This is a genomic window from Nostoc favosum CHAB5714 (assembly GCF_020829495.1).
GTDB lineage: Bacteria > Cyanobacteriota > Cyanobacteriia > Cyanobacteriales > Nostocaceae > Nostoc > Nostoc favosum.
Genome location: NZ_JAIVFQ010000008.1, coordinates 80,182 through 105,143 on the forward strand (window position 1 = coordinate 80,182; position 24,962 = coordinate 105,143).

Genomic DNA, 24,962 nt, shown 5'->3' on the forward strand with positions numbered 1-24,962 from the left:
TTGCTACCTTCTCTGTTGCAAGTTATGTTTGTTTTTCAGATAAAAATTTCAACCTTGCATAATCTTTTTTGTTTAGTTGTCTCCTACCTTACCTAACCCCTTACTGGTTTCTTGCCCTAAATCTTGGTAAGAATAGAAATAGGCAGAACGTTTTCCTAAAAACAGTTTTTCAATATGAGCAATACCAGTAATTTTCGTGAAGCTTTCCGTGAGGCTAAATCTCACGCCCTCGTTGGCCCAAACGTAATCGCCAACGCCCTCCCTTACGTTGGTGGTGGATTGGTGCTAACGGCATTAGGAACCTACGGCGGTTTGGGAGTTATCCGTACTAACCCCGGAATATTCTTTCCCACCTTCATTGGTGCGGTGATTGCGGAGTTAATTTTGTTCTTTGTTGCCCAAAATGTTGCCCAAAAAGGTAACAAGGGACTTGCACTACCCCTGTTGGCAACCTACAGCCTCTTGTCTGGATATACTCTCAGTGGCTTGGTATTTGTCGCTTTGAGATCCCAAGGTGTTGGCATTCAAGGCATTGGGTTGGCTGCCCTTGGTTGTGGCGTCACTTTTATTGCTGCCCGTCAAATTGGTTCAAATCTTTCTGAACAAGACGGTATGGCTTTGACGAAAACCATCAATCTCGGCGTTATCGCTTTGGTGGTTGTGTGCCTTGTCCAATTTGGGTTTGCCATGTTTGGTGTTTACACTCCAAATTGGTTAGAAATTGCTATCTCCGGTTTAGGAGTATTCCTGTTTGTTGGGGTTTCTGTTGTCGATTTCTACATCTTGCCCCGCACTTACAGCGATGACCAATATCTGCCTGCTGCTTTGTCGATGTACCTTACTTACATCAACTTGTTTGTCTTTATCTTGCGGTTGCTAATTGCCATAAATGGCCGCGATTAATTGTCTGTAGGCACTAACACAAGTAAAGTTTTATAAAGTAAAAACCGTGGTTAAATTTTTAGCAACCACGGTTTTTCTCATCTGTTTAACAGTAGAATATGTACATAAGTTAAGCCTCAAGTGAGCAAAACTATGCTTGAACTCTTAAATATCAAAATTGAAGTAGAAAGGTTGTCTAATATCTTGACCAAGGCTGAAGGCTGTCTTTGACCTCCCAGAACTGTGTGCAAGAATTGAAGAGTTGAACCAATTGATTTCTCAAGCTACTTTCTGGCATAATTCTGTCACTTTCTATCAGATACTTCAAGAAATTCAATTCCTCAACGCTACAAAGAAAAAATATCAGCGATCGCACTTCATTCTAGAAGATATCAAGGCTGCACTAGAACTACTAGAATTATCTGCTGATGAGGAATTATTGCAAGAAGCACAAACCAACCTTACCCAACTCCAGCAAGAACTCGAAACAATAGAAATACAACAATTACTGTCCAACCCCCACGACCAAAAAGGTGTATTTCTCACTATTAATGCTGGGGTTTGTGGTGCAGATGCTGAATATTGGGCATATATGCTGCTACGAATGTACTCTAAATGGGGAGAAAGTCACAGTTACAAAATCGTGTTAGCGGAAGAATCTTGTGGGGATTTTGCTGGAATTAAGTATGCAACTTTAGAAATTACAGGACGTTATGCATACGGCTACCTCAAATCAGAAACAGGCACACATCAACTACAGCAGATATCACCCTTCGATGTTACTAACAGCTTGCGGACGAGTCTAGCTAGTGTGGAAGCTATCCCAATATTGGATGAGTCCTTTGAGTGGGAGATTCCAGAGAAGCATTTGGAAATTACTTTGCCGCGCCATCGGGGGAATGTCAATCGCCCAGAAACATGGGTAAAGGTGGTTCACATTCCTACCGGGATTAGTGTATTCTGCGATCAAGAGCGCAGTCAGATGCAAAACAAAGAGAAAGCCTTAGTTATTCTCAAGAGTAAATTGTTTGCGATCGCACTAGCCCAAGGTGTCCAGATTGACAAAATTCAACCCCGACAGATAAAACCTCTATCCAACAAGCTCATCCGTGAATATATCTTGTATCCTTACACCAAGGTGAAAGATTTACGTACCAATGTAGAAACACTTGCTGCGACAGAGGTATTAGACGGTAAAATTGATTTGTTTATCAAAGCCTATCTGCAACAGTTAAATCACTCTACTTCAATGGGTAAAGAAGCGCTTGATAATTTCAAGTAAATTTTGTAACTTATACAAGTAGTGCAGAAAAAATTTGCCCAACTACAGCTAAAATCAAGAAACATAAGTAGAATAAAGGGCAATTTTCAAATCTAAAGCGCTCTATCTATCATTCAGCAAGCACTATGGAAGTTTTAGAACTCAAACGCGAAATCGAAACGTTGTCTGGCCGCCTGGGTAAAACCCAGGACTATCTTTGACGTACCTGCACTGACAGCCAAAATTCAAGACCTCGAAAAAATATCAGCACAGCCAGAATTTTGGGATAACCAAACCCAAGCCCAACAAACTCTGCAAGAACTTAACGACCTGAAAGCCCACCTCCAGCAATACGATCGCTGGCACGCCAATCTAGAAGATACTAAGGCAGTTGTTGAGTTGTTGGAGTTAGAAACTGATGAGGCGCTACTGCAAGAAGCAGAATCTACCATCACTAAACTGAATCGTGACCTGGATCAGTGGGAGTTACAACAGTTACTTTCCGGCCCCTATGATGCGGAAGGAGCTGTACTGACGATTAGTGCTGGTGCTGGTGGCACAGATGCTCAAGACTGGGCATTTATGCTGATGCGGATGTACACCCGTTGGGGCGAAGCTCACGGCTATAAGGTAATTTTATCTGAAGAGTCGGAGGGTGATGAAGCCGGAATTAAATCGGCAACCCTAGAAATTACTGGTCGCTATGCTTATGGTTACTTGCGATCGGAAATGGGTACACATCGCTTAGTGCGGATTTCACCTTTTAATGCCAACGGCAAGCGGCAAACCAGTTTTGCAGGGGTGGAAGTGATGCCGCAGATTGATAACTCTGTGCAATTGGATATTCCAGACAAGGATTTGGAAATCACCACAACTCGTTCTGGTGGCAAAGGTGGGCAAAACGTCAACAAAGTAGAAACTGCTGTGCGGATTGTTCACCTTCCCACGGGTCTTGCCGTGCGCTGTACAGAAGAGCGATCGCAGCTGCAAAATAAAGAAAAAGCCCTAAATCGCCTTAAAGCCAAGCTGTTGGTCATCGCCAAGGAGCAACGCGCCCAAGAAATTGCCGAAATTCGTGGCGATATGGTGGAAGCCTCCTGGGGAAACCAAATCCGTAACTATGTATTTCACCCTTACCAGATGGTGAAGGATTTACGTACAAATACAGAAACAACAGCGATTGGCGATGTGATGAATGGCGAACTTGATACATTCATTCAAGCTTATCTGCGCCAAGAAAATAAATTAGTAGAAAATCCTTCTGCATAATTTGAGATTATTTACAAGTGCTAAGTAATTATTTTTAATATTACTTAGCACTTGTTCTTTATTTTTAGTGTTTCAGATTGGCGCAATGCATAGCATTTCCTCTTATTGGGGCGTTTTCAGAGAAATTCCTTATTCTATATACAGGCGATCGCCATTCTATGCTAGACCAACTGTTACAGTTATAAAAGAGTCTGTGGACAAATAACTATGAGCAACACTCCTTCAACAGAACCTCAACCTAGCTACGTAAAACTCGCCATGCGAAACATGGTGCGGAAAGGTGGAACTTCCCTAAAGCATTTTGCGTTGACTGCCGTAGGGCTTTTATCTCTCCTTGTTGGTCTTGCTTACCTAACTCACTAACGACAAACCGTAAACCTCAGACTAGGAGACTGTGTGCCCCTGAGCGTTGAACTATACGTGGAGGATGATTTTTACGAGTTGTCCCCGACAACATCTGTAAAAATTGAGGGCACTGATCCCCGAATTCCTCCTGAAACTTGGGAAAATTGGTTTAATTACTGGTTGGAAATACTTCACCCTCATATTCCGCCAGCCCCAAGCTATGAAATCGGGCTGCGTTTGACAGATGACTCGCAAATTCAAGAACTGAATGCCCAGTATCGTCAACAAAATAAGCCCACAGACGTATTAGCCTTTGCTGCTTTGGAGGTGGATTTTCCTCAAAGCATAGAGATGCTTGCTTCTGTACCATTATACTTAGGTGATATCATCGTGTCTGTAAATACAGCACAACGTCAAGCTCAACAGCAGGAACATAGCTTAACAACTGAGCTAGCCTGGTTAGCTAGTCACGGTTTATTGCACCTGTTGGGCTGGGATCATCCTGATGAAGAAAGTTTGGGGCGAATGTTAGAACAGCAAGTGAGATTGCTGAACGCAATAGGTATTGCTGTTGACATGGAATAGCAGGAGTTCATGTATTCTTTAATATTAATTTTGGGTAATACTTTTATAATACTTCTGTGGAAAATTCTTAAAGATTGCCTCAAAGTTAATTCCGCCATTAAGATCGGCGAATATTCCCACTGTAGCAACTCTGTTCTTGTGTTTTTAAGTGTATGTCCCAAAAAATTTCTCCATCACCAACGCCCACCTCGTTACAAACACTGGTGTCTAACGAACGGGAATTCTCCTGGAAAGTAGCCTCTAATTTATTTGTTAGTTTTAAATATGCCTGGGCTGGAATCAGCTATAGTTTTCAAACTCAACGTAATTTTCGCATCCACGTAAGTGTTTGCGCGTTGGCGATCGCTTTAAGCGTTTTTCTACATCTGCAAGCGGTAGAAATAGCGGTAATTGGTGTAACTAGTGGTTTAGTTTTGGCATTAGAGTTACTAAATACAGCGATCGAGTCGGTTGTGGACTTAACCGTTAAGCAGACATACCATGAGTTGGCAAAAATCGCTAAAGATTGTGCGGCTGGTGCAGTGCTTGTCTCTGCTTTGGTAGCGATGCTGGTAGCTGGTACGCTCCTGCTCCCTCCTCTGGTAACGTTAATTATATCTGCTTTGTAGACGTGATTTGCTCCGGCGTAGCCCAACCCAGGCATCGCCAAGTGAACCGATAAGAGGATCACACTCTGTCCGATCCCCTGGAGAACACATTATAAGCAATTCAAAAGTGGGGCGATGTCTACGACGGGCTACGCCTACGTGCCAAGCATCCTGAGTAAAGGGTTACTTGGTAATCTTTAGGCGTCCACGTTAGCGTTATTTTTACACCTAGCGAACAAATAGCATGAGATATCTGTCTATACTTTTTGCAACTGATGAGTGGTAAAAACCAGGAGTAATGAGCTTTGATTATAGTTATCGACAATTACGACAGTTTTACATATAATTTAGTGCAGTATCTGGGAGAATTGGCAGCAGAATTCCCAGTGGCAGATGATATTAAAGTTTTTCGTAACGACAAAATATCCATAGATGAGATTCGGGCATTAAAGCCGGAAGCCGTGGTTATTTCTCCTGGGCCTGGTCGCCCGGAAGATGCCGGTATTTCTTTAGAATTGATTGAACAGCTAGGACAAGAGTTGCCAATTTTGGGTGTTTGTTTAGGACATCAAAGCATTGGTCAAGTGTTCGGTGGTAAAATAATTCCTGCTCCAGAGTTGATGCATGGCAAAACTTCTCAGGTGTCTCACACTGGGGTGGGGGTTTTCCGGGGATTAGAAAATCCTCTAACTGCCACCAGGTATCATAGTTTGGTAATCGAACGTGAGACTTGCCCAGATGTGTTAGAAATCACCGCTTGGGTTGAAGATAACACCATTATGGGAGTGCGACACCGGAAGTATCCTCATATTCAGGGCGTCCAGTTTCACCCAGAGAGTGTCCTGACATCTTCAGGAAAACAGTTATTGCGAAATTTTCTGGAACAGTTACAGTCGAGAGCATAATTAATGAAACGACGACAGTTGATGGGCTATGCTGGGGCGGGGTTAGTCACAGCTTTGGTTACTAACTTGGGTTCTGAATCTCAAGCTGACGCACAATCTAGCGGTTTATCAGTTCAGTGGTTGGGTCATACTTGCTTTCTTTTTACTGGTGGCGGTGCGAAAATTCTTGTCAATCCATTTCGGGCGGTCGGTTGTACTGCTGGGTATCGTCAACCAAAAGTTGCAGCAGATTTAGTACTTATTAGCAGCCAACTGCTGGATGAAGGTGCTGTGGACGTACTACCGGGAAATGCAAAACTCATCTACGAACCAGGAGTTTACGAGTTCAAAGGTATTAAGTTCCAAGGAATTGCCATAGACCACGATCGCAAAGGTGGTAAGCAGTTTGGCTCAAATACCGCTTGGAGTTGGAAGCAAGGCGGAATTAATATCCTACACTTAGGCGGAGCTGCTGCACCCATTTCCATTGAGCAAAAAATCCTGATGGGGCGTCCCGATGTAGCATTTATTCCAGTGGGAGGCAGTGCAAAAGCCTACAATGCCGAGGAAGCAAAGCAGGCTGTTCAAATCTTAAATCCTAAGTTGGTGATTCCAACCCATTACCGCACACAAGCGGCTGATGCTGCTACATGCGATATTTCACCACTCGATAATTTTCTGACCTTGATGCAAGGTATGACAGTGCGGCGTAGCAATGGAGATAGTATTTCCATTAGCCCTAAAGATTTGCCGGAAAATAGCGTGATTCAGGTTTTAAGTTACAAATTTTGAGTTACAAGTTTTGAGGAGCAGAGGAGTAGGGGAAGCAGTGAAAGATTTCTAACTTCTAACTCCTGTACAGACGCGATTAATCGCGTCTCTACTCCTAACTCCTAACTCCAGCTTTTAGAAAGTATACCACTGTGGGCCAAGCTTATCTGCGTCGCTGATGAGAGTCTCAACGGCTGTCGTCTCATTTATAGTCCAAATGTTGTCTGTACCTGCTGTCTGGTCGCGCCAGTAGATGTCGGTCTTACCATCGCCGTTGAAGTCGCCAAGAGATGGTGTCAAGGCCGCGTTATTAGTCGGTAAGAAAGCTTCAGTAGCAACTGTTGTACCATCCATCAACCAAGCGGTGTTCGCACCTGTGGTTCCATTGTGCCAGAAGATATCGGTCTTGCCATCACCGTTGAAATCACCAATTTTGGAAGTCCAGGATGAGTCAAGTGTCCCTAGAGCGCCTTCTGTGACTAAGATGCCTCTCATCGTCCAAACCTTGTTCTCACCTGTTTGAGCGTTTCTCCATAGCAAGTCAGTGCTTAAATCGCCGTTGAAATCGCCGACGCTATAAGTCCAGGCTGCGTCTTGTGATTGCAGCGCAAATTCAGTCTTTTGCGTACCATCCATAAACCAAGCGCTGTTATCGCCAGTTGTCTGATTGCGCCAGAAAATGTCACTCTTGCCATTGCCGTCAAAATCAACAATGGTAGGAGTTAGTGCTGGGTCTGTAGTGTCTAGAACAGTTGCATTCAGAACTGTTGTACCATCCATCTCCCAAATAGCGTTCTCACCAGTTGTAGCATTATGCCAGAAGATATCGGTTTTGCGATCGCCGTTGAAATCGCCAATCTGAGGATTCCACGCTGCATCAACGCTAGTTAGAGAAGCCGCAGTGCCAACTTTGGTTCCATCCATCAGCACAACGCTATTCTCACCGGTTGTCTTATTGCGTAATAAGAAGTCGGTTTTGCCATCACTGTTGAAATCGGCAATTTTGTAATCATAGGCGGATAGGTCGAAATTACCCAAAGAACCCTGTTCAACAACACTTGTACCATCCATCAAGCGAATGATAATCTCACCGGTTGTAGAATCGACCCAAACTTTGTCCGTTTTGCCATCACCGTTAAAGTCAGGAGTAATCGCCGCACTGGTTAAGTAAGGATTAGGATTGGGATTTGCTGACACCACCGCAGATGATTGTAGTTGGGAAGAACTCTTACTCCCAGAAAGTGAACCAAGAGAAATTAAAGAATCTAAATTATCAAAATTAGATGCTAATTGGCGTGATTTTTGGAAAGATTCTGATGCCCATCCAGATATATTCAAAGACAAGTCTGAGGAACTTTGACTTTCAAACATGGTGATTTTTTATGACTAGTTGTTATCTTTTTTTAACTTTATTTTGCAGCCTCTTTCTGTAACCAAATAACATTTGACAGGTTTTCAATATTTCTTTATAACTATTTTTTTTTGCTTAATATCAGTCTTTGAACACAAATCTGTATTTGTTTTAAATGATTTATGAAAATTTTTCAAGTGCCATCTAAACAATTAGAAAATATTTTATGTATGTGATGATTTATAAATAAAAATGGGTTATGTTTTTCTGTTTTATTCAAGTTTTGATGACTTGAGTAGAAAGAAATATTGGCTAAAATAACTTAGATTAGCAACTACCCAGAAGCACCATCTGTGCATTCTCTGGTTGTCAAAAGTGTAAAATAACACAATACTTTCATAAATACATCAACTATGCAAACAGAATATCAGCAGCGTCGTGAGCAGTTAATGGCAAAAATTGGTGATGGCACAGCCATTTTTCGCAGTGCGCCAATGGCAGTGATGCACAACGATGTCGAGTATGTTTATCGCCAAGACAGTGATTTCTTTTACCTGACTGGTTTTAACGAACCACAGGCTGTTGCAGTGTTAGCGCCGCATCATTCAGAACATCGATTTGTGCTGTTTGTCCAACCGAAGGATCGCGAAAAGGAAGTATGGACTGGTTATCTTTCAGGGGTAGATGCAGCCAAGGAAATTTATGGTGCTGATGAAGCGTACCCCATTAGCGAGTTAGATGAAAAGTTGCCACAGTATTTGGAAAAAGCCAGCCGAATTTATTATCACTTAGGACGCGATCGCGCCTTCAATGACCAAATCCTAGGACATTACCAAAGTTTACTGCGGACTTATCCTAAGCGCGGTACTGGGCCGATCGCTATTGAAGATACTGGCCCTGTCCTCAACAGCATGAGACTAATCAAAAGTCAAGCGGAATTGGAACTGATGCGTCAAGCAGTAGCGATCGCCACTGAAGCGCACAATTACGCCCAAGAAATCGCCGCACCCGGACGTTATGAGTACGAAATTCAGGCGGAGATGGAACGCATCTTTCGAGTGCGGGGTGGAATGGGGCCAGCTTATCCTTCGATTGTGGCTTCCGGTGTGAATGCTTGCGTACTGCACTACATTGAAAATAATCGTCAAATGCAGGATGGAGAATTACTGCTAATTGATGCCGGTTGTGCTTACGGTTATTACAACTCGGATATTACGCGGACATTTCCTGTTGGGGGTAAATTTACGCCAGAACAAAAGACGTTGTATGAGATTGTATTGGAGGCGCAAAAACAAGCGATCGCTCAAGTGCAACCAGGTAATCCCTTCAAATTAGTTCATGATACAGCAGTGCGCGTTCTCACGGAAGGTTTAGTTGAACTTGGCATCCTCAAAGGTGAAATTGATAAGTTAATTGAAGAAGAAAAATATAAGCCATATTATATGCACCGTACCAGTCATTGGTTAGGGTTGGATGTTCATGATGTGGGCGTTTACCAGCACGGTGAAGACAAACCGCAAATTTTACAACCAGGCCAAATTCTGACAGTGGAACCGGGATTATATATTGTGCCTGACACCAAACTAGCAGAAGATCAACCAGAGACTGATCCTCGATGGATTGGCATTGGTATTCGGATTGAGGATGACGTGTTAGTTACACCTGGTGGACATGAGGTGTTAACTGCGGGAGTTCCCAAGGCAGTAGATGAAGTGGAAAGATAAAAAATGGGGATGGTTTGTACCATCCCCAAACTAAAATTGAGGACAAGCCATCAGAGTCGTTGTCAGAATTCCTAAGATTTTGTCCCTTTCTTATAGAAATCGCCGAAAAAGATTTAGTTTGCGGTTTAATCTGATTGCTGCTCTCTACAATTACTAGCTTTTTCTCTCCAAAATCAAATCTTCCTGAGCGACTTTTGCAAGAGGTCTATTGATTCGGATCTGTCTCTTGTTTCGGGATGAACGCAACAAGCAAATGCGTACGCTCAACAAGCAAATGCTGTCGCTCAACAAGCAAATGCGTACGCTCAACAAGCAAATGCTGTCGCTCAACAAGCAAATGCGTACGCTCAACAAGCAAATGCTGTCGCTCAACAAGCAAATGCTGTCGCTCAACAAGCAAATGCGTACGCTCAACAAGCAAATGCGTACGCTCAACAAACAAATGCGTACGCTCAACAAACAAATGCGTACGCTCAACAAGCAAATACTTTGCTGAGGCTGAGATTAAAGGCGCTGTACGGCACTGTATCACCCCTCAATCACGCTTAAATGCATAGTATCATCTTGGGAGTAAAGTGCAGCGATGCTTTCTCTACGAGACGCTACGCGAACGGCGGGCATAGCCAACGCAACTTGCGAAAGCTAAGAAAGTAAGTTTGATGATATTTCAGATCAAGAACAGCCTTCAACAAATTCAACTTCCGGTAGTTTACCTGACCGAAACTGAGTAACACGCTTACCATCAGTCTCAAATATTACACGATAGTTCTGGTCAGATTGGTCTTTTGGGATGAATGTTAGGTAATGTCCACCTTCGACGTATTCATGCGGTGTGACTTTAATTTGTCCTGGATAAAGAGATTTGATTCGTGCTTCGGTGTCGCCGATTTTTGCACCTTTTAAGGTAGTAATTTTGCCATCTCTCCACACATCTACCCTAGAAATGCGACCTTCTGTAACCATGAACCCAAGATTTTTAGGTTCCCATTCCGGCTTAACATAGTAGCAATTGTTATTAGGTGAATCGCCAATTAGCTTAGTACCAGCAGCCTTTGCCGCTTGGGAAACAGTCATCCCAACTCGAACTTGTCCAACACCATTGATGAAAAATTTCGATTGATTTGTCAGTTTTGTCTGTGCTATAACTGTGCCGACAGTTAGAGAAGAAAGAGCAACCGTTACGATACCAAGACTCAGTAATTTAGCTTTGCTATTCATTTGCTGCAAATAAAATTGGGTATATGTTTATATACAATACCTATGTTATCAGTTTCGGATTTTTAATCTGTTGAATAGTGGAATTGGTTTATTACTTTAATCAAACCAACAAATTAATATTACGATTGAACTTCTGTAAATCCTCTTAATGAAGTTATGACTGCCCAATCATTTATTAACGCTTACAGAAACGCAGAAAGCACCAATATTGTAGTTAAGGATTAATGCAAGTTAGAATTTCTGAGCTTATTTCCTCACTACAAGTTTTCCCAAATTGGGAAATTGGCCAGCACGGTGGGTAGGAAAGGGCGTTCCAAACACCGATTTTGGAGCAATTGTTCCTAGCAAATTCTTTAACCTGACTCAATGTTGCAGTTCGTATTATCCTTTCACTGACGGTTTTATCTTTTCCTGCTCCTGTGCATACCATTTATGGGCGATCGCTTCAAGTTGATCTAGAACTACTAGGACTTACGCAAAATATCTCTCAAACTCTGATTTCTCCGTGTCGCGCCAGTTGCTTCAAGTCGGGGAACCGCAAGGGCGCACTGGCTTCTCTGCGCCTCTGCGGTTCGTTATTCCGTAACTCGTGCGTAAGTCCTAACTACAATCAAGTCTTGCGCTCGTTCTGTTAGACCATAAGTAACTTGAGGAGGAATCATCGGCTTATAAACGCGGTAAACGACCTCTGCCTCCTCAAGCATTCGTAGCCTCTCAGTTAGGACTTTTGATGATATCCCTTCAAGCTGACGTTTTAAAGCACCAAACCGAGTAGGGCCTTTGGAGTGCAAAATCCAAAGAATGGTTAGTGTCCAAGGCCCAGTTAGCAAATTTGTTAATACGCCAATGGGACAACTTGTAGGTTCGTTAAGGGACTTCCAAGTAAAAAAATATTCCATTGCTATTGTTCACTGTTGACCGTTGACGGTTCACGAGTTTTCAGTCAACAGTCAACAGTCAACAGTCAACGACTTTAAGTGGAATAATTTATTTTTTGGAGTTCCCTAAATAGAGTCATAAGTAGTTTATCAGGGGTGATTTAGTTACTTTAAAGTACCTACTTTACATTTTTACTAGGTAACTTATAGTAACTATTGAAGTAACTAATCCGTTATAAGTTTGGACAGCCGCTATCGTACCTCTATCAGGATTAAGAGAATCCTACTATCTGACAAACAAAGCAAGTAACAGTCGTGTGTGATTGACGCAATAATTGGCATCTGTGTTGCTAACGTAACAGTGTGCAATTGCACAGTTGTTTTTGCGCTTGTTTAGGAACAACCGTTAAAGTTGCATAATCTAGGAGTTCAACTGTATGAAAGCAGTAAAAATTTTCTCAGTAGCTATTGCCAGTGCTGGATTCTTACTTTTGGCAACCGCCGTCGAAGTCAAGGCTGTTAGCTTAAAATACAATACTAGTATTGGTAGACCTGCTAACCTAGCTCAAGGGGAACTTCCAGGGACTCCAGGGACGCTTGCTACTCCTCAAGGCGTAGCCGTACAGGAATCAACTGGCAACATCTTTGTCGCTAATGGTCGTGGTATTGATCGCATCGATAGTAGAAGACAAATAGCCGTTAAACTAGCGTAGCTGTCACTCGTTGTCTGCCAACCCAAAAATGCACTACAAAATTTCACATAAAAAATGAGGATAGTACATACCATCCTCATTTAATTTTTTACTTCTTTTATCATTCCCAGGCAAAAGACTGGAAATAAGCCAGCTACTATAGTTGCGGTACGTACTGCTGCTTCTCTGGGACTTCAGCGTACTCAGCCACAATCTGGCGGAATTCTTCGCCGTCAATGGTTTCTTTTTCGATGAGCAGATCGACTAAGCGATCGGTGACAGTGCGATGGTCACGGACAATCTTCTTCGCGTTTTCGTAGCATTCTTCCACGATCGCTCGCACTTGTCCATCAATGCGAGAGGCGATAGATTCGGAATACTCAGATCGGGTTGTCCAGTCACGACCCAAGAACACTTCACCCTGCTGGCTTTCTAACGACAGTGGCCCTAAGTCGGACATCCCAAAACGAGTCACCATTTGCCTTGCCATTCCCGATAACTGCTGCAAGTCTCCACCAGCGCCAGTTGTGACTTCCGCAGCCCCAAAAATCACTTCCTCAGCAGCGCGACCGCCCAAAGCACCAGTAATCCTGGCTTTCAACTGAGAACGAGAAATTAACCCTTGTTCTTCGTTGGGAGTAAACCAAGTCAAACCCTGTGCTTGTCCCCGTGGGATTAAGGTAACTTTCTGTACTGGGTCATGGTCTTTTAACAAAGTCCCAACCAAAGCGTGTCCAATTTCGTGGTATGCAATTAAGCGCTTGCTCTTGCTATCTACCAAAGGAGTTCCTTCCATCCCAGCGACTACCCGATCCACCGCGTCATCAATTTCGCGGAGGGTGATAGCTTCTTTGCGTCTTCTGGCAGTCAGAATTGCTGCTTCGTTGAGTAAGTTGGCTAAGTCAGCACCAGTGAATCCAGGAGTGCGGCGAGCGATCGCATCCAAAGATACACTAGGATCTAATTTCTTGTTCCGCGCATGGACTTGTAAGATTTCCAAACGTCCTTTGATATCGGGTGCATCGACTGTTACTTGTCGGTCAAAGCGACCAGGACGCAACAAGGCTGAGTCTAGTACATCAGGACGGTTAGTGGCAGCAATAATAATGATGCCTGTATTACCTTCAAACCCGTCCATTTCGGTGAGCAATTGGTTGAGGGTTTGCTCTCTCTCGTCGTTACCGCCGCCAATACCAGCACCACGTTGGCGTCCAACTGCGTCGATTTCATCGATGAAGATGATACAGGGGGCGTTGTCTTTGGCTTTCTTAAACAAATCGCGGACGCGGGATGCACCCACACCAACGAACATTTCCACAAATTCCGAACCGGAAATACTGAAGAAAGGTACGCCTGCTTCACCAGCGATCGCTTTTGCTAGTAAAGTTTTACCAGTTCCAGGAGGCCCAACTAACAGCACTCCCTTGGGAATCCGTGCGCCTACAGCAGTAAATCTTTCTGGCTGCTTGAGGAAGGTGACGACTTCTTGCAGTTCTTCTTTAGCTTCTTCAATCCCGGCTACGTCGTCAAATTTTACCCCGGTTTTCGCCTCCATTTGGAAACGCGCCTTGGATTTGCCGAAGTTCATTGCTTGACCTGGCCCGCCGGGGAGGTTGCTAGAACGCCGGAACAAAAAGAACAACCCAGTAATCAATAAAACTGGAAATATGAGATTGCCCAATAATCCCCAAATTGCGCCATCATTCCGCATGGGGTGAGCATCAAAACTAATGTCTTTTTCTTTGAGCTTGCTAATTAACTCAGGAGCGTTAACAGGCAAATCCACACGCCACCTTTGGACACGATTTTCGATGTCTGGATCGCGGGCTTCTATAATTGCTGTCCTACCGCCTTCGTACAGATCCACGCTGGTGACGCGATCGCCATCCAAGTATTCTAGAAACCGACCATAAGTCATGCGGGTATTGGCTGCATTCTTACTCATGTCAGTAGGAGCGCCTGCAAAGGCCCCTTGCCAGAAGAAAAAACCAATTACCAAAGCAGGCAATGTCCAGAGTACTACTACTTTCCAAGAGAATTTCATCTTAATTTGCCTCTAGATGCCTATACAACTGATCAGCCTCAGCAACCGAATGTTCATCACTCTGTCACTTTAAGCTGTTAAACGGATGTCTATAAATCCATTTTGTTTAATTTGATCTCTTATATGCACCGCCATACAGCGATTGGCGCATTATGGCGATGCCAACAAGAATCTTAATCAAAGTTAACTTAATTTTAATACAATATCGCACGAGAAAAGGGAGCGCAACGGGATGCAAAGACACGGATAATTTCTCCAGAATGCTCCTTGTGTCGTTCCAGCCTCTCTCAATCATCATTAGGGGGAGTAGGGAGAGAGAAATAACCAATGCCCAATGCCCAATGCCCAATGCCCAATGCCCAATGCCCCATTCCCCATTCCCCATTCCCTATTTAACTTCTGTAATTTTTAGAGTGTAAGGAAGATACTTGTCTTTTTCGTAGGAACCAATCCAAATTTTGTAAGTTCCAGCCAGCCATTCACCAATAATGCCAGCATTTTTGCCTTCAAAATCGTCATTGCACCAAGTACCACCGGGCCCCTTGATAATCATGGTGGTGTCTTCAGGACTTTGCACTTGCAGCTTCAGGTAGTCAAATTTACTTGTTAGCGCTAATGTGTGGTCTGGTGTTTCATCAACAAATCCGGTGCAAGGGCCAGTGGCTGTTTCACTTCTCCCACCTACTTGACTGCCAGATATTGAACCACCACTCATCCCGCGAACTGTCAGGGGGTCTGGGGAAAACTGAGGGCCAATGGTGACATCTCCAAATATCGTTGGCGCTTCCTGAGCATCAACGGCAGTATTAACTGCCGATGTGATGAACAGCGTAACTATCATGAACGATAATCTCATCCCTCTATTGAGCGCTTTTGTTGGCATTGTAATTACGTTCGCTTCTAAGTGTTTTTGAAGACATGAATTTTACACACCAAGTTCCCAACGTGAGGATAATTGACTACCTATTTTAGATTTGAAATTGGGGATAATTCATTAGTAGTTATTGACATCCTCACCGCCCTAAAAGGGACGGTGATTCTCTAGCAATCAAACAACCGTAGTTGTTCGTATTCTAGCCGGGTTGACAGTTCATCGGGAATAGCCGAAATTTCGGTCTTACACTCCCTCCGTGTCCGTTTAGAGTCGTGGATATGCCCTACCCCGACTTTTTCTATATTTTTTGCGGCGTTGCCATCTCGACAATGATGAGAGTTGCAATTTATGCAAACTATCTCCCTTACCGACAAATCAAGCTTGCCCCATTGGTAGCCACAATTTGTCGCCAATTGATACTTCTCCATCCCTCGATATCCCCTTTGGAATCCGAATTAGGCTTATTCATTACTAGTTACACCTCTAGCTCTCTGCACACTGCGGTTCATGTCAGCGTATCCCGGCAGTTACGCCATCTCTTTTCAAGCATTACCAGTTATTTCTGGTTGGGCTTTTAGCTTTTTGAACCATCCTTTCCATCTGTGGTATGTAGCCTGACCGCTTACCTACTAATCGACCGTAGTGGAACACACAGATGGGTTCCTTCGTTCCTGATACTCATTGATCTGAGTCGTTAGGGGGTGCCTTTCCATCGGGGTTATAGGTAGTGCGCTAGCTCGGTAGGAAGATCCTGCTAGACCTTACCCTTGCCGGATATTCCCAGCCCAGGAGGTAGACACAAGGTCTACAAGCTTATATCCCTGGTAACGTATAACGATGGCTCATCGGCACTTTGTTGTTTCTACCCATGTACTCTTGCTTGCAGTAGGCGCTTTCAGCTATTACCGCCTATTTCTGCTTTCACCCCCGCTTTACATCATTGATAGTCAGTCTTAGATGTAGGGGCTACCAAATTACTGGTAGTCTGTGTGCTTTCAATCCCGCACCAGGACGGTAAGACTTAGGTTTTCTAGGGTACTCGCCTTCACTTACATGGGTATCAAGTTATCATCAGTAGGGGATTTAAGTGCGAACTCAACCGTTGGTGGTGCACCAATTGAAGTGTTGAAAGAATATATTAAAAATCAAAGCCGCCCTGGAAGGGCGTAGCTCTGTATCCCATTAATTCCGGTCAATAATTTCTTGTTCTTATAGTTGCTCTATTACTCGATCAATCCAAAATTTCTGGGTGAAGGCGGGGAATAGGGAATGGGGAAGAATTCTTATAATCCCTCACTTACCACTCCGTACAGACGCGATTAATCGCGTCTCTCCCCACTCCCAGACCCATCTAAAAATTGTTGTAATCGCTAATTAGCTTCTGTTATTGCCCTGCTCAAGCGCGACTTATCTAAACCAATCTGATTTAGTAGTAACCAAGATTGTATGAGGTCGGGGCCATGAACATCTCCAGTTAAGGCTGCTCTGAGCGATCGCATTACTAAGCCTTTTTTGACTTTTTGCTCTTTCACCACTTGTTTAATAATCTCCTGGGCGGCGGCTTCTGACAGTTGCGGCTGATTTTCTAAAGCTGTAACAATCCCCTCAAGGACAGCAGTAGAACCTTCTTGCTTGAGTTGTGTACTACCTTCGTCGCTAAATTCAACTGTGTCAGTAAAAAACAGTTGGCTTTGAGGTACTGCATCCACTAAACGAGTCAAACTCTGGCTAATTAAAGTTACTAGCTGTTCTAACCAGGCGCGATCTCTAACGAGAAGCCGCTCCGCGTCTACGCGTCCACCATCAAATTTATACCCAGCCGCTTGCCAATAGGGTATGAGTAAATCTGTGAGTTTATCTACTGGCGTCTTGTGGATATACTGACTGTTCAACCAATCCAGCTTGTCCCAGTCAAACTTTGCACCTGCTTTATTTACACGCTCAAAACCAAATTCTTTTGCTGCTTCTTCTAAGGTAAATATTTCTTGCGTCGAGTCTGGTGGCGACCAACCCAGCAATGTCATATAATTCACCAAGCCTTCAGCAGTAAAGCCCATTTGCTGAAAGTCAGAAATAGAAGTGACACCATCCCGCTTAGAAAGCTTGCGTCCTTCCATGTTCAAAATTAGCGGCGTGTGGGCAAACTCTGGGATTTTTGCACCCATTGCTTCATACAGTAAAATTTGCTTGGCAGTGTTGGCGATGTGGTCTTCTCCCCGGATGACATGGGTGATTTGCATATCGATGTCATCCACTACAACTACAAAGTTGTATAAAGGTTGACCGCTTCCTTCTTCTGAGGCGCGGGCGATGACCATATCCCCACCTAAATCGCTACCTCGCCAAGACATCTTTCCCCTTACTAGGTCGTTCCAGACAATTTCTCGCCCATCTTCGATTTTGAAGCGAATCACAGAGGAGCGACCTTCTGCTTCAAATGCGGCGCGTTGTTCTGGCGTGAGGTTGCGGTGACGGTTGTCATAGCGAGGAGCTTCGCCTCTAGCTTTCTGAGCTTCTCTTAGAGTTTCTAGTTCTTCAGAAGTGGTGTAGCAGCGATAGGCTAATCCTTGATCTAGCAGTTTTTGCACTGCTTCTTTATAAAAATCCAGGCGTTGAGATTGGAAAAATGGCCCTTCATCCCAGTTAAGCCCTAGCCAACGCAATCCTTCAAGAATATTGTCGGTGTATTCGGGACGCGATCGCTCTAAATCTGTGTCTTCTATTCGCAGGATAAATTTCCCGCCGTGGTGGCGGGCAAATAACCAGTTAAATACAGCCGTTCTAGCTGTACCAATATGTAAATTCCCGGTTGGACTCGGCGCAATACGGACTCTGACAGTCACAGTTAATTCTCTCTTTCGCAAAGCATGATAAATGTAGCTTATATTCAAACCCTGAATTCTGAGTCAATCCCTTTGGGGAATTCAAAATCAAAAATCACCGAAGTTCAGTTCAGTGATTCACTACTCATAAATTTAGAACGGGACTGACGGGGCTCGAACCCGCAACTTCCGCCGTGACAGGGCGGTGCTCTAACCAATTGAACTACAGTCCCTTGTTTGGCAACTTTGCTATTATCACTATTTTTTTTCTACTTGTCAAGCGTTTTGGAGTTAGAAATTAGGAATTCTTTTTGTCCCATCTCTCCAAGGTGCGGATTTTTCCTCAAATAGAGCCTGATAATACAACCTGTGGCTGTGATTCCAGATGCTGCAATATCCGAGATTGGATTTGTTTATACTGCTGCTTTAATAGCTGTTTGCTCAACTGGGGCACAGAAGCTGGTGGTAGACTATGAATTTGTTGCGCCCAGTTTTTCAACATTTGGCGCTGAGTTGGCTCGATGCGACTGCTGAGAACGTTGGTGCAGGAATTTGGTGCTTCCAGAGTAAAGAAAATCAAAGGATAGTGTTCATTTTCAGCCAGCAAACTTACCAGCCTAAGATTTTGGGGATTTTGCATATCTAAGTAGCAGGGTAGCCACTTAGGAGCCAATTGCCGATTGTAGAGTACAGTCACCCACAACAGCATTGGATGAGGGGATGTCATGAAGATAAACTGGTTGTAACGGGTAGAAAGGGCATAGTTTTTGATTTCTTGTTTAGGCAACATTAACCATAGGGCTGTCATAGTTCCCTGTGCGGTGTCTAGAAGCTGGGGAAAAACAATTTCTTGAATTGGTTTATTTTGAGGCCACAAAAGTTTCTGACAGCTTTGTTCTACTGTAACTGGTAAACCTGAATCTAAAGGACGGGTAAGGATGGAACTAGAGGCTAAAGTTGTAGGTATACTGGGACAATAAGACTCTTCCAAACCGTTTAAAACTTGCAAAATTTGAGCGATATTTTGGGGGCGATCGCAAGATTTTTTAGCAAGACAAGACATGATTAAATTATTTAGCTTCTGAGGTATTTTAAGAGTGGGTTTAACATCTGCGATCGCTTTTGGTTGTTCAAATTGATGTGCTTTATACCAAGCGCCAAAGTAATCAGTTTCTGGTTGCCAGGGTTTTTTGCCTGTGAGCATTTCAAACATCATCACACCCAGGCTATAAATATCTGAGCGACTATCTAATTTTTCCCCATCTAGCTGTTCTGGAGAACAGTAGGGTAAAGTGCCATTAAATCCCCTGTTTGTACTAGTTTTTGATGTATAATTCAAAAATCTAGCAATACCAAAATCGAGAATTTTAACTAACTGACCCAATATCGGATCAGGAATAACTAAGATATTGGCAGGCTTAATATCTCTATGAACCAAAGGACAAATCTTACCATCAATATTAATGCCTTGATGGGCGCACTGTAAGCCCAAACAAATTTGGCGGGAGAGAGTCAAAAACATGGGCATTGGTAGCGGAATTAAATCCTTTAAACTCTTCCCACATAGATATTCCATGACATAGTATGGTTTTCCTTTCTCATTCACACCATAATCATACGCCCGCACTATATGTAAGCTCTTTTGACTCAAAACTGCACTCATTAAAGCTTCACGAGCAAAGTCTTGTTCCATCTTGTTATCTACAACAGTTTGAGTCAAAAATTTGATAGCAACTGGTATGCCTCCTAACAAAATATCATTTGCTAAAAAAACTTCACCCATACCACCGCTACCAATTAATTGCTTGAGTTGATAACGATTGGCAAGCAAGCCCGTACTACTTGGAGATGTAAATAAGCTCTTATTCACTTTATTCACCTCTGCTGCTGAGTCTATTTAAAGTTAACAATACACACATAAAAATATCATTAGGTAATGGTAGCAAGCATTTTGATTGCAAATTTTCAAGAACGTGATAAAAGTTTTAAAAACATCTCCAAAAATTTATCCATCCAATTTTTGAAACCTTCTGTCTCAGATTTTTGATCTGCGGCTAACTTTCGTAAGATGTCTAACTTTAGCTTTTCATAATCTGTTTTTAGAAGATTTTTGGCTTGATTAGACAGAATTAATTCATTTGAAGGCTGACTCATGTCTAAGCAATCTATAAGTTGCTGGCGCTGGTTAGCTGTAAGGTTTAAAGTTGTTACATGAGCGCAACGAGTTGGATCTTCTATGGCAAAAAATAGTAGATGATAGTAACCTACTTCTGCTAAAGTACGTGCTATATTCTGGCCCTTATTATCTTTCAAATCCAGAAAATAAGGTAGCCACTTAGTCATAGAAGGTTGGGCGTCGTATAGTACTGTTACCCACAATAGCATTGGGTAAACATTCATTTGACTTATAAATTCAGTACCATGTATTTTATCCAAAAATCTTGTAATCTCTTGTTTGGGTAACATTGCCCAAAAAGTTGGTATAGCTCTTTCAGTCGTTTGTAGTAAATGGGGAAACCCAATTGGCGCAATTGGTTTATTTTTAGGCCAATTCTTCTGCAAGCACTCTTTTTCTGATAATAAAGTTGCAGGTACTAATTGAACCGGACATGAAAGTTTAATAATATCACTGTTGTTACTAGGAATACCATCATTAATCTGAAAATGAATTTTTTTTAAATCTTCTAATATTTGGTTGATATGTTGAGGGCGATCGCTTACTTCTTTAGCTAAACAACTCATCACTATTTTTTCTAACACCTGCGGTATTTTGACTTGCGGGTTCACTTCCTCAAGCGTAGGTGGAATTTGAAAGCGATGCGCTTGATACCAAGTACCAAAAGAGTTACTTTTTGTCTGAATCTGAAATGGATGCTTTCCTGTCAGCATCTCAAACATTAGTACTCCCAAACTGTAAATATCAGAGCGCACATCTAGCAATTTGCGCCCTTCCATGTGTTCTGGAGAACAGTAAGGTAAACTGCCAATAAAAGAATCTGTCAGAGTCATTCCACTTCGCTCTGTTAAAAACTTGGCAATACCAAAATCTAGTATCTTAACAATTTCTCGTTGTTTATTATCTTCAGTAATGAATATATTTTCTGGTTTTATATCTCTATGAACAATAGGATAAATCTCTCCTTTGAGGCTGATACCTTGGTGGGCACATTGTAAGCCTAAACAAATTTGATTACAAATCTCTAAAAAATTCGATATTGTTAATGGCTGAATTTTGAGAATTTGTTTGAGATTTTTTCCTTGGAGGTATTCCATTACATAAAATGGAGTTTTATCCTCGGTAACGCCGTAACTTAAAATGCGAACAATATGTTTACTTTTGCGACCCAATTGAGCGCCAATGAAAATCTCTCTGGCAAAGCGTTGGGACATGTGCTGGTTAGCCAAATTAAATGATAAGACTTTGACTGCGATCGGCATACCACCTTTAGCAGTATCTTCTGCTAAATAAACTCTACTCATGCCCCCTTTGCCAATCAAATCTCTGATTAAGTAGCGATTATTTAAAAATTGTCCAATGTAATCGTCTAATTCTGCTTTTTGCCCTACCATATTCTCAACTTTACTTGGTGACATAAAAATCATTTATGAAAAATATTGTTGGCAAAATACTTGAATAAATCTAGCTAATTATTAAATTTAAATTTAAAAATGATCAAAATTTGTAGAAAACTAATCATCTTTTGTAATCATGGTTAATATGTTTGCAAAATTTCCTAACCATTGTCTAACATATTTATTAAGGAGTACGGTTGAGAAATTACACGGAAACTACAAATAAGCTAGATAAAGCTGCCTAGTAGATTCCGTGAATACACAGGAGAAAGTAAATGGCAGTAAAGACCCGATACCTCTGTACAACTAACGGTTGAGATTCGGGAGTAAACGGCGTAATAATCTGATTAGTGATGTTTCAATTTTAATTTTAAAGGCTAGTATCTGGGTGCGTTGCAGGACGTTAAAGTTGTTATCGCTGATGAGAATTAATGATTGCTGACCATCAGGTAGTTTAGGGCCAAGAGTTAAGCCTTCGATGTTGTCTAGCAGTACATCTAGGGTTCTCAAATCTAACAACAATTTTTTATGAACTGTTTTAATATTCTTAGAGCCAACTGCTAAAAGGCTATCTATCTTATAAATATCATCAGCTCCTTCTAAAGAAACCTGAAATAGGGAAATAGCAAATCCTAAACCAGTAAAAGACCGTTCTAAACTTAGGAAGTGTCCTTGATTATCGAGAGCAAGTAAATCAGGTAATCCACTAGCGAATTTGCCAGTCACATTCAAAAAGGGGGAAACTGGTTCTGTTTGGTAAAGAAATTCCTTTTCTGGCTGGTTGTTGAGCAAGTTGTATTGCAAAATCCGGCAAGGAGTACCGATGTTAGCTTTGGCTGCGACACCATCTTGAATTAGAGCATTTTCGGTGGCTGTGAATAGATGCTTTTTATCGGGTGTGATGGTGAGGGTTTCAAAAGCCAAATTGTTGCGGATACCTTTTTGATTACTTTTATCTGGCAAAAATTTGTTTGGTATGGGAAGTGTTGCAATTTCTCTACCAGAAGATAGTGAGAACTCTTTAATAAAAGGATTAATTAATTTTGCAGCATCGCCTTCAGAAGAAATAAATACAGTTGCTTTATTAGTTAAGGCAATACCTTCTGTATCAGTTTCACCAGGGCGAAATGTTTGAGCATTTTCATTTAATAATGTGGTTACATTGACAGGAACAACTCTACCCTGTTGTAAGGAACCCTTGCTTAAGTCGATTGTCAGGGTGTATAAACGGGCATTAGCTTTTTGTCCACGGTCATCGGAAATACCATAATAAAAGTTGTTTTTGGCATCATAGGTAATTCCAGATAAACCTCCAATTTGAGTTTTTTGTAAGTTTAAACCCTTTGCTAAAGTAGCTTCTCCGATAAAGTCTATGCTACTGATTTCAACAGCATTTATAGGTAAAAATTTTAATAAAAGGATGATAATTATAATTGTGATAAAGAAGTAAATAATTCGTGGAATTTTGAAGATATTTTTCATTAGCTGCATAGATTTTTGCTTGAAATGGGAAAATTACAAATAAGATATCACGCTGAAGCAAGCAGGGTTGCACATCTGTGCGCCGCTACAAATAATATGTATTCAAACTAATTGAAAATCTTTAAAAAATACGAAATTACTTAAGCTAGCCGCAAACCATATTCATCCTGAAAAAAGTTTACAAGCCAGTTTTTCACTCTGAGGGTAGCGCGACAGTCATCTTCGTTGTAGCTTTGAATAATTTCTAGTAAGCTGCGATCGCCTGTTTCTAGCCACTGATCATACCAGTAAATACATTTAGCACCACTAGCTTCTTTTTCCCGCCACTCGAATCCTAACCAACGAGCGATCGCTTTCAGGGCATAACTTTCTACAGGCAATGCTACACTTTGGGTTAATTGTTCATACACATCCACAAATCGACTCAGTACAGGACGCACTAAGGAGGAAGGAGTTTTGTAAAGCTTTGCCAACCGTTTGACTGTATCAAACTCGTAGACACAAAAATGGTAAATTGGCGCTTCGGGATATTGCCAAACTAAATCCAAAAATTGCTGCCAAACTAATTCTTCGTCTTCTGGTTTATCTGCTAAAAACGAATAAAACTGTTCTGTATTGGCAAGTCTATCAACGACCAAAACCCCCAAAAGATAATTTAAATCTAAGTCTGGTTGTGCTTCAATATCAAAGTAAAGCTCTATAGGTGCTGTGAATGTAATATCTTTTATTGGTAGCGGGTAGGGTAATATTAACGGTCGTTTTTCCAATGCAGATTGAGCTTGCACTATCAGCTTGGGCGCTACTTCCCTGTCAAAACCAACTAGGTTTTCTAAGGTGCTGGGACTGGTGTTAGCGAGAGATTCTAGTGTGGTGATGGCTACGTCTTGCAGTTGAGTGTAGCGAATGGGTGTTACACCTGGTAATAGTGAGAGATGTTTTTCAGATTGAGCGATCGCATAACATTGACTATACCAATGGCAAAGATTGCACTTTTGCCGAGAAATAAACACCTCTGGCGGATTCGGTAATTCTAAAACTTGAATAAACTCCTCCAGAATCTGCTGCATCCGTGGTGTCCATTTGAGCAAATCCACAGGATAATTTCTATCCTTGGTACGCAATATCAGCCAAGCTGTTTCTGGTGCAAAGTCCTGTACTGTTGCCAATACTTGGGCGTGAAATGCGGCAACAACTTGATATTCTTGCTTAGGGCGCTTACCGAGTTCAATACTAGCCGGAACGTACATCCAATCTCCAAAGCAAGATTTTCCTGGCCGTTTGACGAGTAAATCTGGACGACTTAGCAGGGTGTATCCTTCAGAATAAGTTGCTAACAGTACTCCCTTATAGATGTACTCAACCCCATCCTGCATCAATTCTAAAGTTGCTGCCTCTGCCGCTTCCCAGTTTCCATAAGAATAATCTGGTTGGTGATAAGTCACCTTTGCCAAAGCACTCAGATGATGAGCGATTTTGTCCTGTTGTAGTTTCCGCAGCAACTCATTGGGAGCATCACGCTGACTTTTGTCACCGTGGATATCTAGAAAAGTCCGACGTTTACAGCGTTGGTATTGCAGTAGGAGTTCAGCATTAATTAGCATTCTTTTAAGTTAACAAGAATTAGTAGAGTCTGGGAATAACTCAGACAACTAATGATGGAGTGGGAGAATGGAGGAGATGAGGAGGATGAGGGAGATAAGGGAGATGAGTAAAAAATAAC

Annotated in this window: 23 protein-coding genes and 1 tRNA gene; 11 read left to right on the plus strand and 13 right to left on the minus strand. The window is 42.3% G+C overall.

Annotated features, from left to right (window positions below; translation table 11 throughout):
- Positions 1-174: 174 nt before the first annotated feature.
- The 8 genes from LC586_RS08445 to LC586_RS08480 all read left to right on the plus strand — a co-directional run bounded on the left by LC586_RS08445 (position 175) and on the right by LC586_RS08480 (position 6,605).
- Entirely contained in the window at positions 175-903 is a 729-nt protein-coding gene (locus LC586_RS08445; protein WP_229484123.1) for a Bax inhibitor-1/YccA family protein, read from the plus strand.
- Positions 904-1,035: 132 nt separating this feature from the next.
- Positions 1,036-2,164 (plus strand): PCRF domain-containing protein gene (locus LC586_RS08450; RefSeq protein ID WP_229484124.1). Its coding sequence is split into 2 segments (ribosomal slippage): positions 1,036-1,110 and positions 1,112-2,164, totalling 1,128 coding nucleotides; the frame shifts between segments, so codons are not numbered across the junction.
- 125 nt (positions 2,165-2,289) lie between these two features.
- A protein-coding gene (prfB, locus tag LC586_RS08455; RefSeq protein ID WP_229484125.1) for a peptide chain release factor 2 occupies positions 2,290-3,412 on the plus strand; the annotation gives its coding sequence in 2 pieces (ribosomal slippage) (positions 2,290-2,361 and positions 2,363-3,412; 1,122 coding nt in all).
- Positions 3,413-3,619: 207 nt separating this feature from the next.
- Positions 3,620-3,775: a DUF3285 domain-containing protein gene (locus LC586_RS08460; protein WP_100899181.1), complete on the plus strand. Its 156-nt coding sequence runs from the start codon at positions 3,620-3,622 to the stop codon at positions 3,773-3,775.
- A gap of 39 nt (positions 3,776-3,814) precedes the next feature.
- The gene (gene ybeY, locus LC586_RS08465) at positions 3,815-4,342 is read left to right on the plus strand and encodes an rRNA maturation RNase YbeY (protein ID WP_229484192.1); all 528 of its coding nucleotides are present in this window, start codon (positions 3,815-3,817) and stop codon (positions 4,340-4,342) included.
- A gap of 152 nt (positions 4,343-4,494) precedes the next feature.
- The gene (locus LC586_RS08470) at positions 4,495-4,950 is read left to right on the plus strand and encodes a diacylglycerol kinase family protein (RefSeq protein ID WP_229484126.1); all 456 of its coding nucleotides are present in this window, start codon (positions 4,495-4,497) and stop codon (positions 4,948-4,950) included.
- A 284-nt stretch (positions 4,951-5,234) separates the two neighbouring features.
- Positions 5,235-5,834 carry an anthranilate synthase component II gene (locus tag LC586_RS08475; RefSeq protein ID WP_118167945.1) on the plus strand — a complete coding sequence of 200 codons (600 nt, stop codon included), beginning with the start codon at positions 5,235-5,237 and terminating at the stop codon, positions 5,832-5,834.
- 3 nt (positions 5,835-5,837) lie between these two features.
- The gene (locus LC586_RS08480; protein WP_229484127.1) at positions 5,838-6,605 is read left to right on the plus strand and encodes an MBL fold metallo-hydrolase; all 768 of its coding nucleotides are present in this window, start codon (positions 5,838-5,840) and stop codon (positions 6,603-6,605) included.
- A 114-nt stretch (positions 6,606-6,719) separates the two neighbouring features.
- On the opposite strand, the gene LC586_RS08485 is transcribed toward LC586_RS08480, so the two are convergent.
- Positions 6,720-7,955 carry an FG-GAP repeat domain-containing protein gene (locus LC586_RS08485; RefSeq protein WP_229484128.1) on the minus strand — a complete coding sequence of 412 codons (1,236 nt, stop codon included), beginning with the start codon at positions 7,953-7,955 and terminating at the stop codon, positions 6,720-6,722.
- Between the two features lie 393 nt (positions 7,956-8,348).
- Between LC586_RS08485 and LC586_RS08490 the strand changes: the two genes are divergently transcribed.
- Together LC586_RS08490 and LC586_RS08500 are read left to right on the plus strand one after the other, a co-directional pair.
- Positions 8,349-9,659: an aminopeptidase P N-terminal domain-containing protein gene (locus tag LC586_RS08490; protein WP_229484129.1), complete on the plus strand. Its 1,311-nt coding sequence runs from the start codon at positions 8,349-8,351 to the stop codon at positions 9,657-9,659.
- Positions 9,660-9,885: 226 nt separating this feature from the next.
- On the plus strand, positions 9,886-10,155 hold the full coding sequence (locus LC586_RS08500) for a coiled-coil domain-containing protein (protein ID WP_229484130.1): 270 nt from the start codon (positions 9,886-9,888) through the stop codon (positions 10,153-10,155).
- A 176-nt stretch (positions 10,156-10,331) separates the two neighbouring features.
- Here LC586_RS08500 and LC586_RS08505 read toward each other — a convergent pair whose 3' ends face one another.
- Together LC586_RS08505 and LC586_RS08510 are read right to left on the minus strand one after the other, a co-directional pair.
- A complete protein-coding gene (locus LC586_RS08505) occupies positions 10,332-10,877 on the minus strand; it encodes a hypothetical protein (RefSeq protein ID WP_229484131.1) in 546 nt (181 codons plus the stop codon).
- 575 nt (positions 10,878-11,452) lie between these two features.
- Positions 11,453-11,776 carry a winged helix-turn-helix transcriptional regulator gene (locus tag LC586_RS08510; RefSeq protein WP_229484132.1) on the minus strand — a complete coding sequence of 108 codons (324 nt, stop codon included), beginning with the start codon at positions 11,774-11,776 and terminating at the stop codon, positions 11,453-11,455.
- A 416-nt stretch (positions 11,777-12,192) separates the two neighbouring features.
- On the opposite strand from LC586_RS08510, the gene LC586_RS08515 reads away from it, so the two are divergent.
- Positions 12,193-12,468 carry a hypothetical protein gene (locus LC586_RS08515; RefSeq protein WP_229484133.1) on the plus strand — a complete coding sequence of 92 codons (276 nt, stop codon included), beginning with the start codon at positions 12,193-12,195 and terminating at the stop codon, positions 12,466-12,468.
- A 136-nt stretch (positions 12,469-12,604) separates the two neighbouring features.
- Here the strand turns inward: LC586_RS08515 and ftsH2 are convergent, their stop codons facing one another.
- The 10 genes from ftsH2 to LC586_RS08565 form a co-directional block, all read right to left on the minus strand.
- Positions 12,605-14,491: an ATP-dependent zinc metalloprotease FtsH2 gene (ftsH2, locus tag LC586_RS08520; protein ID WP_229484134.1), complete on the minus strand. Its 1,887-nt coding sequence runs from the start codon at positions 14,489-14,491 to the stop codon at positions 12,605-12,607.
- Between the two features lie 106 nt (positions 14,492-14,597).
- Positions 14,598-14,876: a hypothetical protein gene (locus LC586_RS08525; RefSeq protein WP_229484135.1), complete on the minus strand. Its 279-nt coding sequence runs from the start codon at positions 14,874-14,876 to the stop codon at positions 14,598-14,600.
- 3 nt (positions 14,877-14,879) lie between these two features.
- Positions 14,880-15,374 carry a hypothetical protein gene (locus LC586_RS08530; protein WP_229484136.1) on the minus strand — a complete coding sequence of 165 codons (495 nt, stop codon included), beginning with the start codon at positions 15,372-15,374 and terminating at the stop codon, positions 14,880-14,882.
- A gap of 158 nt (positions 15,375-15,532) precedes the next feature.
- Positions 15,533-15,793 carry a transposase gene (locus LC586_RS08535; protein WP_229484137.1) on the minus strand — a complete coding sequence of 87 codons (261 nt, stop codon included), beginning with the start codon at positions 15,791-15,793 and terminating at the stop codon, positions 15,533-15,535.
- A 942-nt stretch (positions 15,794-16,735) separates the two neighbouring features.
- Positions 16,736-18,208 carry a glutamate--tRNA ligase gene (gene gltX, locus LC586_RS08540; RefSeq protein WP_229484138.1) on the minus strand — a complete coding sequence of 491 codons (1,473 nt, stop codon included), beginning with the start codon at positions 18,206-18,208 and terminating at the stop codon, positions 16,736-16,738.
- A gap of 138 nt (positions 18,209-18,346) precedes the next feature.
- Positions 18,347-18,420: transfer RNA gene (locus LC586_RS08545), tRNA-Asp, on the minus strand.
- 110 nt (positions 18,421-18,530) lie between these two features.
- Positions 18,531-20,057, minus strand: a complete 1,527-nt coding sequence (locus LC586_RS08550; protein ID WP_229484139.1) for a serine/threonine protein kinase — start codon at positions 20,055-20,057, stop codon at positions 18,531-18,533.
- Between the two features lie 95 nt (positions 20,058-20,152).
- A complete protein-coding gene (locus tag LC586_RS08555; RefSeq protein ID WP_229484140.1) occupies positions 20,153-21,781 on the minus strand; it encodes a serine/threonine protein kinase in 1,629 nt (542 codons plus the stop codon).
- Positions 21,782-22,066: 285 nt separating this feature from the next.
- On the minus strand, positions 22,067-23,251 hold the full coding sequence (locus LC586_RS08560; protein ID WP_229484141.1) for an esterase-like activity of phytase family protein: 1,185 nt from the start codon (positions 23,249-23,251) through the stop codon (positions 22,067-22,069).
- 131 nt (positions 23,252-23,382) lie between these two features.
- Entirely contained in the window at positions 23,383-24,843 is a 1,461-nt protein-coding gene (locus LC586_RS08565) for a TM0106 family RecB-like putative nuclease (RefSeq protein ID WP_229484142.1), read from the minus strand.
- Between the last annotated feature and the right edge of the window lie 119 nt (positions 24,844-24,962).